Here is a 15,320-nt window from a genome sequence, read left to right as displayed (position 1 = left end):
TACAGGTGCTCCGGCAATGTCATGGACAATGGCCCGCTCCTACAGGCGCTCCGGCAAGGTCATGGACACCGGCCCCTCGCCTACCATGTTTCACATTCACTCGGTACACTGCCGGCACAGGGGCATGAGGGGGAATGCATGAATCAAAGCCGTAGCGCCCTGATCGTCGACGACGAACGCGACATCCGAGAACTGCTGACGCTGACGCTGGGCCGCATGGGCCTGCGCATCGACACCGCCGCCAACCTGGGCGAAGCCCGCGAGCTGTTGGCCCGCAATACCTACGACCTCTGCTTCACCGACATGCGCCTGCCCGACGGCAACGGCATCGACCTGGTCGGGGAGATAGCGCGCAACTATCCGGACACCCCGGTGGCCATGATCACCGCGTTCGGCAACATCGAACTGGCGGTGGAGGCGCTGAAGGCCGGCGCTTTCGATTTCGTCAGCAAGCCGGTGGACCTGGCCGTGCTGCGCGGCCTGGTGAAGCACGCGCTGGAACTGAACAACACCGAGCGCGCACCGCCGCCGCCCCCGCCGCCGGAACAGGCCAGCCGCCTGCTGGGCAGTTCGGCGGCGATGGATGCACTGCGCGAGACCATCGGCAAGGTGGCCCGCAGCCAGGCACCGGTCTACATCATGGGCGAGTCCGGCACCGGCAAGGAGCTGGTGGCCCGCACCATCCACGAACAGGGCGCGCGCGCGTCCGGCCCCTTCGTGCCGGTCAACTGCGGCGCCATTCCCGCCGAACTGATGGAAAGCGAGTTCTTCGGCCACAAGAAGGGCAGCTTCACCGGCGCGCATGCGGACAAGCAGGGCCTGTTCCAGGCGGCCAACGGCGGCACCCTGTTCCTGGACGAGGTGGCCGAGCTGCCGCTGCCCATGCAGGTGAAGCTGCTGCGCGCCATCCAGGAGAAGGCGGTGCGCCCGGTCGGCGCATCCGGCGAGGTGCAGGTGGACGTGCGCATCCTCTCGGCCACGCACAAGGACCTGGGCGAGCTGGCGGCCGATGGCCGGTTCCGCCACGACCTGTACTACCGCATCAACGTCATCGAGCTGCGCGTGCCGCCGCTGCGCGAGCGCACGGGCGATCTGGCGCAGCTGACCACCGCCATCCTGGAGCGGCTGGCCGCCCAGCACGGGCGGATGGCGCCGTCGGTGTCGCCTGAGGCGATGGAGGCGCTGGGCCGCTATCCGTTCCCGGGCAACGTGCGCGAGCTGGAGAACATTCTGGAGCGCGCACTGGCCATGTCCGAGGGCCACAGCATCGAGATCGACGACCTGTACCTGCCGCAGGCGCCGGCCGGCAGGAAGTTCGGCGGCGATTTCAGCCCGGGCGAAGTGGTGCGCGACGCGCCCGGCGCCGTCGACGTGGACCCGGCCGCGGGCGCCCTGCCCGACTACATCGAGCAGCTGGAGCGCGCGGCCATCCAGAAGGCGCTGGAAGAGAACCGCTGGAACAAGACCAAGGCGGCGGCCCAGCTGGGCATCACCTTCCGGGCCTTGCGCTACAAGTTGAAGAAGTTGGGGATGGAGTAAACGCAGGTCCGCCGGCCCGCGTCGAAGAACCGTCGCGCGTCCCTCCGCACTGGCCCTGGACGATAGCCCGGAATGGCTTACACCCCTTGCCCTACGGTCGCCTTGCCCCTCCGCGTCACAATGTGACATTAAACGTCACATTGCCGTTTTCGCGTCAGTCCTTTGACGCAACCAGCGGCCGCCGACGTGTTGTCAAATCTGTGATCGCGCCCCGGAATGGCCGCCTTTCCCGATACACAACGTCTTCGAATGATGCGATAGTCGCCCCCGACTTCGGCGTCTGGGTTCCATTCCGGGGAAGGTTTGGGGGAACCGTCGGAGGCACTGAAAGTTGGCACACATCCTGCTCCATTACCTAGCCACGTGCAGCCGTCAACGCGGCGCCCACGGTCCACGCTAGGGACACGGGGCATGTGTGTCCCTACCATCCAAGCCACATCCTGAAAGGGGAATTGTTATGAAGAAGAACATGCAGGGCTTCACCCTGATCGAACTGATGATCGTCATCGCCATCCTGGGCATCCTGCTGGCCATCGCGATTCCGGCCTATCAGGATTACACCGTCCGCGCCAAGGTCTCGGAAGGTCTGAACCTGGCAGCCTCGCCGAAGCTGGCCGTCGCCGAGTACGCGATTTCCAACAACGCGTGGCCGACCGAAGCTCAGTCGGGCTACACCTTCGCCGCCACCTCGATCGTCAACGACATTTCGATCGGCGCCAATGGCCAGATCGTCATCACCTATCAAACTGCGGAAGTCCCGGGCGGCGGCACCATCAACCTGACGCCGGACACCACCGTGGCTGGCGTGACCTGGGTCTGCGCGGCTGGCAGCCTGCCGACCAAGTACACCCCGTCCAGCTGCCGCAACTAAGCAGCACCGCAAGGCATGCATAGCGCGCCTATGCAAGTGCAGCATCCGGATCCCGCCGAAAGGCGGGATCCTTTTTTACCCTCCGGGGCGCCGGGCTGGCGCTTCTTGTGCTGGGAATATTGACCGCACTGAGTTACTGGCCCGGTCTGCATGGACCCTGGCTGTTCGACGACGCCGCGAACCTCAACGTTGTTGAGCGCTGGCAGGCGGGCCTGATCGGGTGGCGCGAAGTCATCCTCACCAACCATTCCGGCCCCGGCGGTCGCCCCCTGGCGATGGCCAGCTTCGTTCTGAGCGCGGCGCTGGGCGGCTACACGCCGTTCGCCTTCAAGCTGGGCAACCTGGCGCTGCACCTGACCAACGGCATCCTCGTCTTCCTGGTGCTCCGACACCTTGCCCGCCGGGACACTCTGTTGTCGGCCTGGCCGCTCTCTGCCCCCCTAGCCGTCACCGCACTGTGGATGCTTCATCCACTACTCGTCAGCACCACGCTGTATGCAGTGCAGCGAATGGCGATGCTCAGCGCCACGTTCGTGTTACTGGCACTGCTGGCTTATCTGCATGGAAGGGATCACCTGGAGAACGGCCACCTCCGGAAAGCGGCACTATGGATGTTCGCCGGCATGCCATTGGCCACCTTGGCCGCCTTTTTCTCCAAGGAAACCGGCCTGCTAGCGCCGCTCATGTGCGGCGTGCTGGAGCTGGTCTACTTCTCCCCACGCGCCGGCGTTTCCCGCGCGCTGCCGGCGCGCGCCTTCCTGTGGCTGGGGATCGCCCTGCCCTGCGGCATCGCACTGGTGCTATTGGCGGTAAAGCCCGAGTACGTTGTTGGGGGCTATGCCAACCGGTCGTTCACGCTGCAGGAGCGGGCCTTCACCGAACTGCGTGTCCTTTGGGACTACGTAGGCAGCATCCTCGCCCCCTGGGGTCCTCGACTGAGCCTCTTTCGGGACGACTACCCACTCTCCACCAGCCTTCTAGCACCTGCGAGCACCGCTGCGGCATTGCTGGGATGGCTGGCGGCGATCGCCATGGCGATCGCATGGCGGCACCGGATACCAGCGATCGCCGCCGGTGTCGGCCTGTTCCTTGTGGGTCACCTGCTGGAATCCACCGTTTTTCCGCTGCTGATTTACTTCGAACACCGCAACTACCTGCCCGCTGTCGGCATCTTGTGGGCCGTCGCGGGGTTGGCGGCATGGGCGGGGAAGCGCGCCGCCAGCCACATGCATCGGCCGCGCCAGGTGTTCGGCGCCGCCATCCTACTGCTGGTCTTCGCGATGGCGGTCGCAACGCACGCCCGTGCCCTAGTCTGGCAGGATCTGGGCAACATGCTTGCCCTGTCGCTGCGCCACCATCCGCACTCGGACTGGCTGCGCCTAAACATCGCGCAGTTTGCTATGGAGCATCGCCCGCCACGTCCCGACATCGCCCGGCAACACTTGCTGCACCTCCTGCGCAGCCCCCGGACCGGTGCCAGGCAGATGGGCATGATGAATCTCACCGCCTTGGATTGCACGGTCGCGCGTCGGGTACCCGGCGACAGGGCTGACGCCCTCTTCGCATTCCCGTCGCAACCCATTGAAGCCGACCTCGCGAAAGCGATCGACAATGCTTCTACCGTGGTCCGCACGACGACCTGCGCGGGCCTGTCACCCGCGCAGATGGCGCGGTCTCTGGATCGGTGGCTGGACCAGTCCACGCTGCCTGAAGGCAACGTCGCCAAGAGCCGGCTGCGCTACGTGGCTTCCACGTTGTTCGCCGCAGCGGGACTTCCGAGGGAATCACTGGAACAGGCGGAGATCGCATGGCGGTCCGGCCGTACGGAACTTCCCGTGGGCGGGCTGCGCGTTGCCGCGCTGATCGCCTTGAAGGAAGACCAGCAAGCACTGGATCTGCTGGACGAACTGGATGCCCGCCCTGAAGCCGCAGGCGTGCAAGCGCGAGAGTTCCTCCAAGGATATCGCGCACTGCTCGACGAGGCGCCAGACATCCACACGTCCGCCCCGGCGGAAGTTTCCGAACAAGCGGAGACGCAAACCGAAACAAGATGACATGCTCCAAGGCGGTCGCGGCGCGTTCCATGCGACGCCGAACTCTGCAATGCCGTTCAGGTCTTTTCTACGGACCCTAGCACGGCTTCCAGTACGGCTGCGCTGTCGCTCCAATCGGGTACCGGGATTACCGGAGCATGAGGCGTGACCAGTTGCTGCTCCAACCGATCGGCCAGCGCCACGACATCCCCCGCCGGGTACAAGCAGGCCGGGTGTGCAGACAACAGCGCCTCCACATCACCTAAAGCGGCCGCCACGACCGGTATCCCTACCCCAAGCATTTCGTGCAGCTTCAAGGGGAAGCAGTATCGGCCAAACGCCGTATCCCGGTTGCACACGACACCCACGTCGAGGGCTGCCAGCAGCGTTGGTATTCGCGTTTGCGGCAAAGTGCCGAAATCGACCATTCTTGGGTGGCCCAGATGGCGCGACGCGGCATCCCGAGCGCCCGCCACGGCGAGCAGCGCATCGCCCCGTTGGCTCGCGATGAGGGAAAAGGCTTCAAAGAGATCGGCAATGCCACGGTCCTGAGCCAGTGCACCCGCTGTTCCAATGATCGGGACGCCCTGGGGGAGGCCGAGCATGGCACGCGCCTCCATACGGGATTGTGGACGGAACAGTTCGCGAGGGACGCCGTTGACGACTGCATGGACACCGCCTGCCGGTCGGTACGCCCGCGCCACATATTCCCCCAGCGCGCGACCGACAACGGTCAGAGCGCTGGCCTGCCGGCATGCCCCCATAAATCGATGCCGCAGCCCCGGCCATCTGGAAAGGCCGAAACTCTCATAGTTGTCATACAGGTCTGCAACGTAAGGAATACTCCGGGGGCTAGCCCATCGGGAAGTCACCAGCACGCACCACATGTCGGAACTGGCCCATACAATGTCCGGCCGCCAAGCCCCGCACACCTTGTCCAGCCATCCATCCAGGCCCCAATGTACCAAGGGCCGTGCGTCGCGGGAGTGCCATCGAACACCTGCATCGGAAACAAAGCGCGCTGGCCCGCGCGGCCGATAGCTCAATGTGGCCGCCACAACTTCATGGCCGAGACGAGCTAGGCCTTCGGGCAACTCGAAGAGCCTGCCGTACCTATCGTCAAGGACGTCCTTGTTGGTGTATTGACGCTTGCATAAGACCAGGATCTTCACGAACAGCCGCCCCTTTGCCTTGCCCCTGGCCACCGCCTAGTACATGGAGCCCTTCGGCGCTAGATTATCCAGATTCGCGTCCAGCGCACAGCCAGCCATGCCATGCCCAACGAACGCCACCTGAGGAACATCGAAGTCCTGCGAGCGCATGAGCTGGCGCAGGCGATGGCGTTCTTTCCCAGTATTGAGGCCCTAACCAAACCGCACGTACTGGAACTCGGCGCGGGGACCGGCCAGCAAGCCAGGATGCTGGCCGACGCGGGCTACCAGGTCACCGCGGTGGATCTTCCCAGCAGTCACTACGCTGGCGTGCGCATACATCCAGTCATCGAATACGACGGGGTAAACCTTCCTTTTGAGCACGGAACCTTCGACGTGGTCTTCTCGTCCAACGTGCTGGAACATGTAGCCGAGATTGATCGCGTCCTTAAGGAAACACACCGCGTGCTGAAGTCTGGGGGCATTGCCATCCACCTCATCCCGAGCAGCGCGTGCCGGCTATGGACCCTCCCCGCACATTATCTGTGGCTCTTCCGAAGGTTGGCGGACAAATTCACGGCGGGCGAGAGGGGCGCCATCCCGACACAGGATGTTTCCCCCAGAACCCCGGAAGGCCTAAGCGAATGGCTGGCAACGCTTTTCCCCACCCGGCACGGCGAGCGAGGCAACGCACTTACTGAGATCTACTACCTTTCCACCCGATGGTGGAGCTCCGCATTTGCACGCAATGGGTTCAAGGTACGAATGATCGATAGTAACCAGCTCTTCTACACGATGAGCAATTCAGCCGGACCTTGGCTCTCTGTAGATACCCGGGTTCGCTTGGCCCGCTGGCTGCGCCCGTCATGCAATCTGTACGTACTCGACCGTTGCGGGGCCGGAGCATGAGCAGGAGCGCACGGCATGTGCGAGCGTTGGCCAATGCGCTTTCTTTCAGCGGCCGCTTCCCGTGGCCGCGTTCGCTGGCCAGGCGGCTGTACCGACACGCCAGAGGCATCGAACGCATCGATGACTTCGACGGCGACCTGTCGATGGATCTGTCGCTGTCGGAGCATATGCAGCGGCGTATTTTCTGGATGGGCTACTACAGCCAAGACGTGATCCAGGTGATCAAGCAATGGCTGCGTCCCGGCATGACGTTTGTGGACGTAGGCGCAAATATAGGGGAAATCTCCCTGATTGCGGCGAAAATCGTGGGTCCGCAAGGCCGTGTCCTGGCGTTTGAGCCCATCGATGCCTTGGCGGACCGGCTGCAGGAGCATGTGGATCGCAACGGTCTGCGGCACGTGCGCGTTGTACGGATGGGCCTGTCGGACCAAGACGGCACCGCCCTCATCTACGACTCGTGCGGACAGGGTGAGGCCCACGATGAACATCAAGGCCTGGGTAGCCTGTTCGGCGAACCTTCGAGAAACGCCGCGTTGCAGACCATACAGCTCGGGCGTCTGGACGCACTCCTGTCGGGATCGGAGTTTGAGCGTGTCGACTTCATCAAGATCGATATTGAAGGCGGCGAGCTGGCCTGCCTGCGCGGAGCTGAATCCTTACTCCGCCAGCATCGGCCCGTCCTCATCGTCGAAGTCCAATCTGTGTCCGCGCGACGAGCGGGATACCGGCCGGAGGATATCCTCGACTTGCTGTCGGCGCTGGGTTACGAGTTCTACACAATAGCAGCACAAGGCCATCTGCGCCCCTTGACGGTCGCCACCTTGAAGCCTTTCCAGAACGTACTCTGCCTTGCGCCCCGACACTGAACGCCGATGAAGGTCTGGCTTCTGCTAAGCCGCTTTGCCAATGGGGGATTGGAGCGTGTCCAGATCAACCTGGCCAACTCTCTGAAGCTTCTTGGGGTGGATATCGAGTTCGTCATCGGGCGGTTGGAACTCGACCCTCGCCCACAGCTGCTGGAGGGCATCCCCGTGACCGAGCTTGCCGCGGGGACAAAGCTGTTCTTTCCCTTGACCCTCCGCCGACAGTGGAGCAAGCGGGCGCCTGATGTCATCATCACGTCGGCCAACGATGTCGCATGCCTGACCCTGCTTCTCCGCGACATGGGCCTAGGACGCACCCGCGTCGTTGCGAGCCAGCATCTATCGCTGTCGGCGCCCCGGCTTGCGGCTGCAGGGCCCACCAGACTGAAGCTTGAGCTTCTTCGCGCTGGAATGCGCCGACTGCTTCCCAAGGCCGATGCGGTCATTGCGGTCTCCGCAGCGCTCTCGAAGGACATGCAGACGGAGCTTGGCCTATTGCCCAGTCAGATCGATGTCATCCACAACCCCATTGTGTTGCCGGAACTGGACGCTCTGATCAACGAGCACGCCGAATGGCCATGGCCGGACAACAATGCGCCGACGCTAGTGTTCGCCGGGCGATTGGCCCCCGAGAAGCGACCCGACCTGCTGCTGGAGGCCTTTCAGCGAATGCCTGACCGTTCGACCCGCCTGCTCATTGTGGGCGACGGGCCATGCACGGCGGAAGTCCACTCGCGGGTCCGGGAACATGGCCTTGAAGCCCGCGTGCGGCTTGTGGGGCACGTATCGAACGTCTATCCATTCATCAGCCGCAGCAAGGCCCTTGTGTTGTGCTCCGATTTCGAGGGCTTCGGCAATGTGCTTGTGGAAGCAATGGCCTGCGGCGTGCAGGTAATCGCTACCGATTGCCCGAATGGGCCGGCGGAGATCCTGGACGGCGGCGCCTATGGACGACTTGTCCCGTGCGGAGATGCGTCTGCGCTCGCACAGGCGATGGAGGAAGCCATTTCGGGATGGCCGCGCGTGGACCCCAACCGGCTGCGCGCACGAGCACGCGACTTCACTCTGGAGAAGGCCATGGCGGCCTATATGCACATATTGAATCGGGTGGCGCCTGCGCTCACTTCCGCCCGCGGGTGACGATCAGGCGGGTGGCGAACAGCGCGACCACGAGGTACTCCGCTGTCGTCAAAGCATACACCGCCCCCAAGATATGGTGTTCGGGCAATAGGAGAAGCATGCCCGACATCATCAGCCCCAGACCTACGCATTCCATTGCGATCCGCCAGCGCACGTCTCCGTGCGCCAGCAGCCAGTGGGCAAGTAACGCCTTCAGGCAACTCGCGGGGACACAGAGCGCCAACCAGCGCACTGCCAGACTGGCCTCGGCGAAATCCGGGCCGAGCAGCCAGGGAATGGCGTCACTAAGTAGATACACCGCGGCAGCAGAGACGGCCCCGTACGCGATTGCCGCACATAGCAGCGCTGGCATCATCCCTGGATGCTCATCGCTACCCGCTCCGCGTCGGAACATGCGGGGCAGTGCCGAAGCCACCAGTGCCTCCATGGGTAGCGTCGCCAGCCCAGTGAAACGCTGCGCAGCAGTAAAATTGCCGGCGATGTTATCGCCGCCCCAACGCAAGGCGAATGTCTTGTCCAAGTTATTCCAAGCCATTGCGCTCATCCATACGGTCGACAACCCCAGCCCCGAACGGATGCTGCCCCACCCCAACCCGGTTTGCGGCCGGGAAGGCCTGAAACAGCGCTTGCATGTCCGCACCAGGATGAGCGTCGCAAGGCCCAGTGCGCAGGCGTGGAACAATGCGTAGGTATTGAGGTCCTGTCCAGGCGCAAGGAACAGAAAGCAAGCGACCGCACAGACCCGACTGGCCGAGCCGACGACAGGTACGGCCGCGGCGGTGGAGACGCGTGAATATGCGGCGTATGCGAATGCGACCTGTGCAATCCAGGGTGAGAACGCCAGTTCGGCCATTCCAATGAGCACAAGGCTGATCCATCCCTGCAGGGGGAACATCGCCTTGCCGATGGCCACGAAAAGGAGCGCGACGGGTACGATGCTGAGTAACCAGCCACGCGACGCCTCGTGCCAACGCAACGCGAACAGCTCGGGCGCCCGGGCAACATCCTGATACAGCCGTAGTCCCAGGCCAAATCCCACCAGCCCACTCAAAGCGATCGCAAGTCCCGCTATGCCCGAGTATGTCCCATAGCCAGCTGCCCCAAGCGCGCGAGCCAACAGGAGCACCCAAGCCAATTGGCACAGCACCCTCAGACTGTGCCAGAAGGTCACGCGCAATGTATTGGTGGCAAGCCAGCCCAGCCGCACGCGTCAGCCGGTCCCTGCGACGGGACGCAGACTGGCATCGCGGGCAATCAGCCGAGCGACCAACGCCACGTAAGCGTCGGCTCTGGCCTGCCAGTTGAAACAGGCGATATCGCTCCGTTTGACGGCGGGCGGTGCGTCCAGCATTTCCAGCACCTTCTCGGCGAGGCTGCGGGGGTCTCCTGGCGCGACCAAGCGGAGACCCTCGGTGCGCGTGGCTAGTTGGCTCGTGGCCGGCATATCGGAGGCGAGCACGGGACAGCCGCACCCCAGCGCCTCCACCAGTACCAGGCCGAGACCGTCCTGGTCGCCGCCTCGCGCCTCAACGAATGGGGCGACGAACAAAGTGGCGCGCTGGTAGAACGCGGGAAGGTCGGCCTGGACTCGCGCGCCCAAGAACTGGACCACGTTGTTCAACCCAAGGGCTTGCACTTGCGCCAGCCGCTCCTCCATCTCAGGGCCGAAACCGATCACCGTCAGCCTTGCATCGGGCCGCGCCGAGATGATGGCGGGCATCGCATTGATCAGATGACCAAGGCCCTTCTTCTCCACCAGCCGCCCAACGAACAGGAGGTCGGCGGATGATCGGGGTACCGCTGGGTCGGGAACGAAAAGGCCGTCCAGATCCACGCCCATCGATTCGACCAAAACACGGGAGCTGTCCACGCCAAGCCGGCCGACCTCATCCAGCATGCCCTCGCTGACGACGGCGGCCGCGCCTGCTTGCCGCAGCACGTAGCGCTTGAGCAGACGCCATGGCCACGCCTTCAAAGAAAACAGATCCCCCCCATGGGAAGTGACCAGGAAAGGGGGCTTACGGCCACTTAGTCTGGTAGCGATGGCGACCAGTAGCCCCTGCGGCAATAGCCAATGAGCATGTACCGCATCGTAGCTGCGCCGTCGAAGCAGGCGCCAGCACGCCCAGAACTGCGCCAAGAGGAATGGCGGAACCAGCAGTAGCTTGCTTCTATCACGCCGCAGGTTGGTGACGATGCCGCCGTCATTGACCAGATTCTGCCAGCGCGCCGGCGCATACCGATAACGGATGACCTCCACGCCATCCATCCATTCAGACCTTGCGGCGCCCTCTGCGTGAGGACATAGGACGGTGACGCGGTACGCGGCCGTCATCCGACGCGCGAGTTGATGTACGAAACCCGGCTCAGGATCGCCGGACCACCGGGGATATGTGGATGCTATGACCAACAGTGCGGGCAAGTCTTGAGTCGGGTTCATCGCTCTGGCGCCATTCACTCACGCCGATACGTCAGCGCAGTGATCTGCTCCGATACCAGTCCGATCAGGAAAATGATGACTGATGCACTGAAAAGCAGAACGCTCATGTTGGTGAAGCGCCCCTGGGTGGCGAACGTCCATCCGTAGTAGATCAGCCCGATCAGGAAAAATCCGACCGCCGTGGGCACGAACAGCTTCAGCGGAGAATACAAGGTAGCGATCTTGAAGATGATCAACAGGAAGCGCACCCCGTCCCGCAGCGGCCGGATGTGGCTGCGACCGATGCGCTTCGCCACCGGAATGGGGACATAGGCGACCGGATAGGCACTGCGGAAGAACGCCATCGTGCTCGTCGTGGGGTAGGAGAATCCGTTGGGTAGCAGATGCAGGAACTCCTTGAACTTTTCCGCCCGCACAGCACGGAAACCCGAAGTGAGGTCCTTCACCGCAAAGCCAGTCATCCGCGAGGCCAACCAGTTATAGAAGGTGTTGGCCAGGCCGCGGCTCACGCCAGCCTGCCCGCCCCAGTCCCGCGCGCCCACGACCATGTCGTAACCTTCATCCAGCTTCTGCAGAAGACGAGGGATGCAGGACGCATCGTGCTGGCCATCAGCATCCATGAACACGATCACGTCCCCGGTCGCCGCGCGGGCACCACGCTTGATCGCCGCACCGTTACCCATCGAATAGGGCGAGCGGATAACGCGGGCACCTAGATCGGCAGCGAGCCCAGGCGTTTCGTCGCTCGAGCCATCGTCGACCACGATCAGCTCGGCCTCGGGCAAGACCGACCGCACCCCCCCCAGCGTACGCGGCAAGCCGCCCGCCTCGTTCTTCGCCGGCAGAACCACACTGACTCTCATCGACACCCCGAACTATTGCCCCTGCCCAGCTTACTGCATCCGCCGCGCGGGGCCGCGCCAGCACGCATATGGCCTGCCGCGCAGCGTCAGCTTGTGACCCACGCACGCTCTGGAACGGCCCCCCCTCGCTCCGGTCCTCAGCCTTGAAGTAAAGTCACGCATGGCCCGGATCTTGCTGCATGTTGGGCCGTACCCCCGCTGCACGGACACTCTCATGAACGCCGTCACCTCCCCTACCGCCAATCTCGTCGGCATCACCGGCATCGCCCGCCGCCTGGTCCAGGACGGCGCGATGGATGAAACCACCGCCCGCAGCGCGATGGCCAACGCCACCGAGGCGAAGGTACCCCTGGCGCAGTGGGTGGCCGAGAAGCGGCTGGTGGCCCCGGCCCACCTGGCCGCCGCCAACGCCATCGAGTTCGGCATACCGCTGATCGATGTCACCGCCTTCGACCCCGTCCACCACGCCATCAAGCTGGTCAGCGAGGAGCTGATCCAGAAGCACCAGGTGCTGCCCCTGTTCAAGCGCGGCGGCAAGCTGTTCGTCGGCACCAGCAACCCCACCCAGACCGCGGCCCTGACCGAGATCCAGTTCCACACCAACCTGGTGGTGGAGCCCGTGCTGGTGGATGAGGACCAACTGCGCCGCACCCTGGACCAGTGGCTCAACGCCGCCAGCAACCTGTCCGGCGCCTTCGGCGGCGACGACGACGAGGGCCTGGACAACCTGGAGGTGGGCACCGACGAGGACATGGGTGCCGGTAGCGACAGCGCCGTCGACGCCAAGGGCGACGACACCCCGGTGGTCAAGTTCGTCAACAAAGTGCTGGTGGACGCCATCAAACGTGGCGCCTCGGACATCCACTTCGAGCCCTACGAGACCGACTACCGGGTGCGCCTGCGCATCGACGGCATTCTCAAGCAGGTTGCCAAGGCGCCGGTGAAGCTGAGCTCGCGCATCGCCGCGCGCCTGAAGGTGATGTCGCAGCTGGACATCGCCGAGAAGCGCGTGCCGCAGGACGGGCGCATCAAGCTGAACCTGTCCAAGACCAAGCAGATCGACTTCCGCGTCAGCACCCTGCCAACGCTGTTCGGCGAGAAGATCGTGCTGCGCATCCTGGACGGCAGCGCCGCCAAGCTGGGCATCGACAAGCTGGGTTACGAGCCGGACCAGCAGAAACTGTTCGAAGAGGCCATCCATAAGCCCTACGGCATGGTGCTGGTCACCGGCCCCACCGGCTCGGGCAAGACGGTGTCGCTGTACACCGCGCTGGGCATCCTGAACGACGAGGTGCGCAACATCTCCACCGTCGAGGATCCGGTGGAAATCCGCCTGCCCGGCGTGAACCAGGTGCAGCAGAACACCAAGCGCGGCATGACCTTCGCGGCGGCGCTGCGCAGCTTCCTGCGCCAGGACCCGGACATCATCATGGTCGGCGAAATCCGCGACCTGGAAACCGCCGAGATCGCCATCAAGGCCGCCCAGACCGGCCACATGGTGCTGTCCACCCTGCACACCAACGACGCCCCCCAGACCATCGCGCGCCTGATGAACATGGGCATCGCCCCGTACAACATCACCAGCTCGGTGACCCTGGTGATCGCCCAGCGCCTGGCGCGGCGGCTGTGCCCCAAGTGCAAGAAGCCGGTCGAGCTGCCCAAGCCCGCCCTGCTGGCCGAAGGCTTCACCCAGGCCGAGATCGACGCCGGCTTCACCCTGTACGACGCGGTCGGCTGCGACGAGTGCACCGAGGGCTACAAGGGCCGGACCGGCATCTACCAGGTCATGCCCATGTCCGACGACATCCAGGCCATCGTGCTGGAAGGCGGCAACGCCATGCAGATTGCCGCCGTGGCCCAGAAGGCCGGCATCCGCGATCTGCGCCAGTCTGCGCTGATGAAGGTCCGCAACGGCGTGACCAGCCTGGCCGAGATCAACCGCGTCACCAAGGACTGATCCAACGACGCCTGCATGTAGGAGCGCCCTCGGGCGCGATGCTCCTGGCTTCTTGCAGGAAGTCCGACGACCTCATCGCGCCCGAGGACGCTCCTGCGGGTCATGCCTGCAAGAAGCCGGGCACAGGGGCCCGAGGGCGCTCCTGCGGCTCATGGCAGCCGCGTACGGGCGGCCGGGGCCCGCGCACATCACCGAAACCCGGCCCCCGTCACAGGCGGGGTGCTTCCCTCCACGCCATAACCGGCTACCATGGGTGGAGACAGTCCGGGTGGGGAAAGCCGGACAGGGGAAAACCTAATGGCCGTCACCCGTTCCGCCGTCAAGAAAGCGCCCGCGCCCGTCCGCGAGAACCCGCTGAACCTGTTCGTCTGGGAAGGCACCGACAAGCGCGGCATCAAGATGAAGGGCGAGCAATCGTCCAAGAACGCCAATTTCCTGCGCGCGGAGCTGCGCAAGCAGGGCATCACCCCGACCGTGGTGAAGGTGAAGCCCAAGCCGCTGTTCGGCTCGGCGGGCAAGCCGGTGACGCCTAAGGAAATCGCCTTCTTCAGCCGCCAGCTGGCCACGATGATGAAGTCCGGCGTGCCCATCGTGAGCGCATTGGAGATCATCGAGGGCGGGCAGAAGAACGTCCGCATGAAAAAGCTGGTGGAGGAGATCCGCTACGACATCGAGAGCGGCTCGTCGCTGTCCGAAGCCATCAGCAAGCACCCGGTGCAGTTCGACGAGCTGTACCGCAACCTGGTCCGTGCCGGCGAAAGCGCAGGCGTGCTGGAGACGGTGCTGGACACCATCGCCAGCTACAAGGAGAACATCGAGAGCCTGAAGGGCAAGATCAAGAAGGCGTTGTTCTATCCTGCAACGGTAATCGCCGTTGCTATCCTGGTCAGTGCGGTGCTGCTTATTTTCGTGGTGCCGCAGTTCGAGAATGTCTTCAAACAATTCGGCGCCGACCTGCCTGCATTCACACAGCTGATCGTGAACGCCTCCCGCTTCATGATTTCATACTGGTGGCTGGTTTTTGGCGGCTTGGCTGCCGCGATCTTCGCTTTCATCTTTTTCAAGAAGCGCTCGCTAGCCTTTGAGCACTTCATTGACCGCATGACCCTGAAGATTCCCGTGATCGGCCAGATCATGCACAACTCTTCGATTGCCCGTTTCGCGCGCACATTGGGTGTGACCTTCAAGGCCGGCGTACCGCTGGTGGAAGCGTTGGACACGGTGGCGGGCGCTACCGGCAACACGCTGTATGAAAAGGCGGTGCATCGTATTCGCGACGACGTAGCCGTGGGCTACCCTCTCAACATGTCGATGAAGCAGGTCAACCTGTTCCCGCACATGGTGATCCAGATGACCGCCATCGGCGAAGAAGCCGGCGCGCTGGATGCCATGCTGTTCAAGGTGGCCGAGTACTACGAGCAGGAGGTGAACAATGCGGTGGATGCGCTGTCCAGCCTGATCGAACCCTTCATCATGATCTTCATCGGTGCCGTGGTCGGCGCCATGGTGATCGGCATGTACCTGCCCATCTTCAAGCTTGCGGCGACGATGTAA

12 protein-coding genes are annotated in these 15,320 nt (G+C 63.7%); 8 read left to right on the top strand and 4 right to left on the bottom strand.

Translation table 11 applies throughout. The features are described from left to right. Positions 1-138: 138 nt before the first annotated feature. The 3 genes from MUU77_RS04460 to MUU77_RS04450 all read left to right on the top strand — a co-directional run bounded on the left by MUU77_RS04460 (position 139) and on the right by MUU77_RS04450 (position 4,464). Entirely contained in the window at positions 139-1,539 is a 1,401-nt protein-coding gene (locus tag MUU77_RS04460; protein ID WP_245092037.1) for a sigma-54 dependent transcriptional regulator, read from the top strand. A 457-nt stretch (positions 1,540-1,996) separates the two neighbouring features. After that, entirely contained in the window at positions 1,997-2,410 is a 414-nt protein-coding gene (locus tag MUU77_RS04455; protein WP_280640360.1) for a pilin, read from the top strand. Positions 2,411-2,529: 119 nt separating this feature from the next. After that, positions 2,530-4,464: a hypothetical protein gene (locus MUU77_RS04450; protein ID WP_245092035.1), complete on the top strand. Its 1,935-nt coding sequence runs from the start codon at positions 2,530-2,532 to the stop codon at positions 4,462-4,464. A gap of 56 nt (positions 4,465-4,520) precedes the next feature. On the opposite strand, the gene MUU77_RS04445 is transcribed toward MUU77_RS04450, so the two are convergent. Next, positions 4,521-5,615, bottom strand: coding sequence for a glycosyltransferase family 4 protein (locus MUU77_RS04445; protein WP_245092033.1), 1,095 nt, complete (start codon positions 5,613-5,615; stop codon positions 4,521-4,523). A 102-nt stretch (positions 5,616-5,717) separates the two neighbouring features. Between MUU77_RS04445 and MUU77_RS04440 the strand changes: the two genes are divergently transcribed. The 3 genes from MUU77_RS04440 to MUU77_RS04430 are packed head-to-tail and all read left to right on the top strand — an operon-like array spanning position 5,718 to position 8,506. Next, positions 5,718-6,503: a class I SAM-dependent methyltransferase gene (locus tag MUU77_RS04440; protein ID WP_245092031.1), complete on the top strand. Its 786-nt coding sequence runs from the start codon at positions 5,718-5,720 to the stop codon at positions 6,501-6,503. Then, positions 6,500-7,369 (top strand): FkbM family methyltransferase, encoded by an 870-nt coding sequence (locus MUU77_RS04435; protein ID WP_245092029.1) that lies wholly within the window; start codon positions 6,500-6,502, stop codon positions 7,367-7,369. Before MUU77_RS04440 ends, MUU77_RS04435 begins: the two co-directional genes overlap by 4 nt. Positions 7,370-7,375: 6 nt before the next feature. Further along, positions 7,376-8,506, top strand: coding sequence for a glycosyltransferase (locus tag MUU77_RS04430; protein WP_245092027.1), 1,131 nt, complete (start codon positions 7,376-7,378; stop codon positions 8,504-8,506). Here the strand turns inward: MUU77_RS04430 and MUU77_RS04425 are convergent. Genes MUU77_RS04425 through MUU77_RS04415 form a run of 3 tightly spaced genes read right to left on the bottom strand, consistent with a single transcriptional unit; the run spans position 8,487 to position 11,809 of the window. Continuing rightward, the gene (locus tag MUU77_RS04425; protein WP_245092025.1) at positions 8,487-9,677 is read right to left on the bottom strand and encodes an oligosaccharide flippase family protein; all 1,191 of its coding nucleotides are present in this window, start codon (positions 9,675-9,677) and stop codon (positions 8,487-8,489) included. The two genes, MUU77_RS04430 and MUU77_RS04425, sit on opposite strands and share 20 nt — an antisense overlap. 39 nt (positions 9,678-9,716) lie before the next feature. Beyond that, on the bottom strand, positions 9,717-10,946 hold the full coding sequence (locus MUU77_RS04420; protein ID WP_245092023.1) for a glycosyltransferase family 4 protein: 1,230 nt from the start codon (positions 10,944-10,946) through the stop codon (positions 9,717-9,719). 14 nt (positions 10,947-10,960) lie between these two features. Beyond that, on the bottom strand, positions 10,961-11,809 hold the full coding sequence (locus tag MUU77_RS04415) for a glycosyltransferase family 2 protein (protein ID WP_245092019.1): 849 nt from the start codon (positions 11,807-11,809) through the stop codon (positions 10,961-10,963). A 214-nt stretch (positions 11,810-12,023) separates the two neighbouring features. Here MUU77_RS04415 and pilB point away from each other — a divergent pair, with 214 nt between their 5' ends. Further along, positions 12,024-13,766 (top strand): type IV-A pilus assembly ATPase PilB, encoded by a 1,743-nt coding sequence (pilB, locus tag MUU77_RS04410; RefSeq protein WP_245092015.1) that lies wholly within the window; start codon positions 12,024-12,026, stop codon positions 13,764-13,766. A 297-nt stretch (positions 13,767-14,063) separates the two neighbouring features. After that, positions 14,064-15,320: a type II secretion system F family protein gene (locus tag MUU77_RS04405; protein ID WP_245094214.1), complete on the top strand. Its 1,257-nt coding sequence runs from the start codon at positions 14,064-14,066 to the stop codon at positions 15,318-15,320.

Source organism: Pseudoxanthomonas sp. F37, from assembly GCF_022965755.1.
Lineage (GTDB): Bacteria > Pseudomonadota > Gammaproteobacteria > Xanthomonadales > Xanthomonadaceae > Pseudoxanthomonas_A.
The sequence above is the reverse complement of the archived record's forward strand: the minus strand, read 5'-3'. Positions and strand labels throughout refer to the sequence as shown.

Bases quoted from the DNA above. Each gene is read 5' to 3' on its own strand.
- MUU77_RS04420 (WP_245092023.1), bottom strand. From the start codon at position 10,946: ATGAACCCGACTCAAGACTTGCCCGCACTGTTGGTCATAGCATCCACA.
- MUU77_RS04435 (WP_245092029.1), top strand. From the start codon at position 6,500: ATGAGCAGGAGCGCACGGCATGTGCGAGCGTTGGCCAATGCGCTTTCT.
- MUU77_RS04460 (WP_245092037.1), top strand. From the start codon at position 139: ATGAATCAAAGCCGTAGCGCCCTGATCGTCGACGACGAACGCGACATC.
- MUU77_RS04430 (WP_245092027.1), top strand. From the start codon at position 7,376: ATGAAGGTCTGGCTTCTGCTAAGCCGCTTTGCCAATGGGGGATTGGAG.
- pilB (WP_245092015.1), top strand. From the start codon at position 12,024: ATGAACGCCGTCACCTCCCCTACCGCCAATCTCGTCGGCATCACCGGC.
- MUU77_RS04440 (WP_245092031.1), top strand. From the start codon at position 5,718: ATGCCCAACGAACGCCACCTGAGGAACATCGAAGTCCTGCGAGCGCAT.
- MUU77_RS04415 (WP_245092019.1), bottom strand. From the start codon at position 11,809: ATGAGAGTCAGTGTGGTTCTGCCGGCGAAGAACGAGGCGGGCGGCTTG.
- MUU77_RS04405 (WP_245094214.1), top strand. From the start codon at position 14,064: ATGGCCGTCACCCGTTCCGCCGTCAAGAAAGCGCCCGCGCCCGTCCGC.
- MUU77_RS04455 (WP_280640360.1), top strand. From the start codon at position 1,997: ATGAAGAAGAACATGCAGGGCTTCACCCTGATCGAACTGATGATCGTC.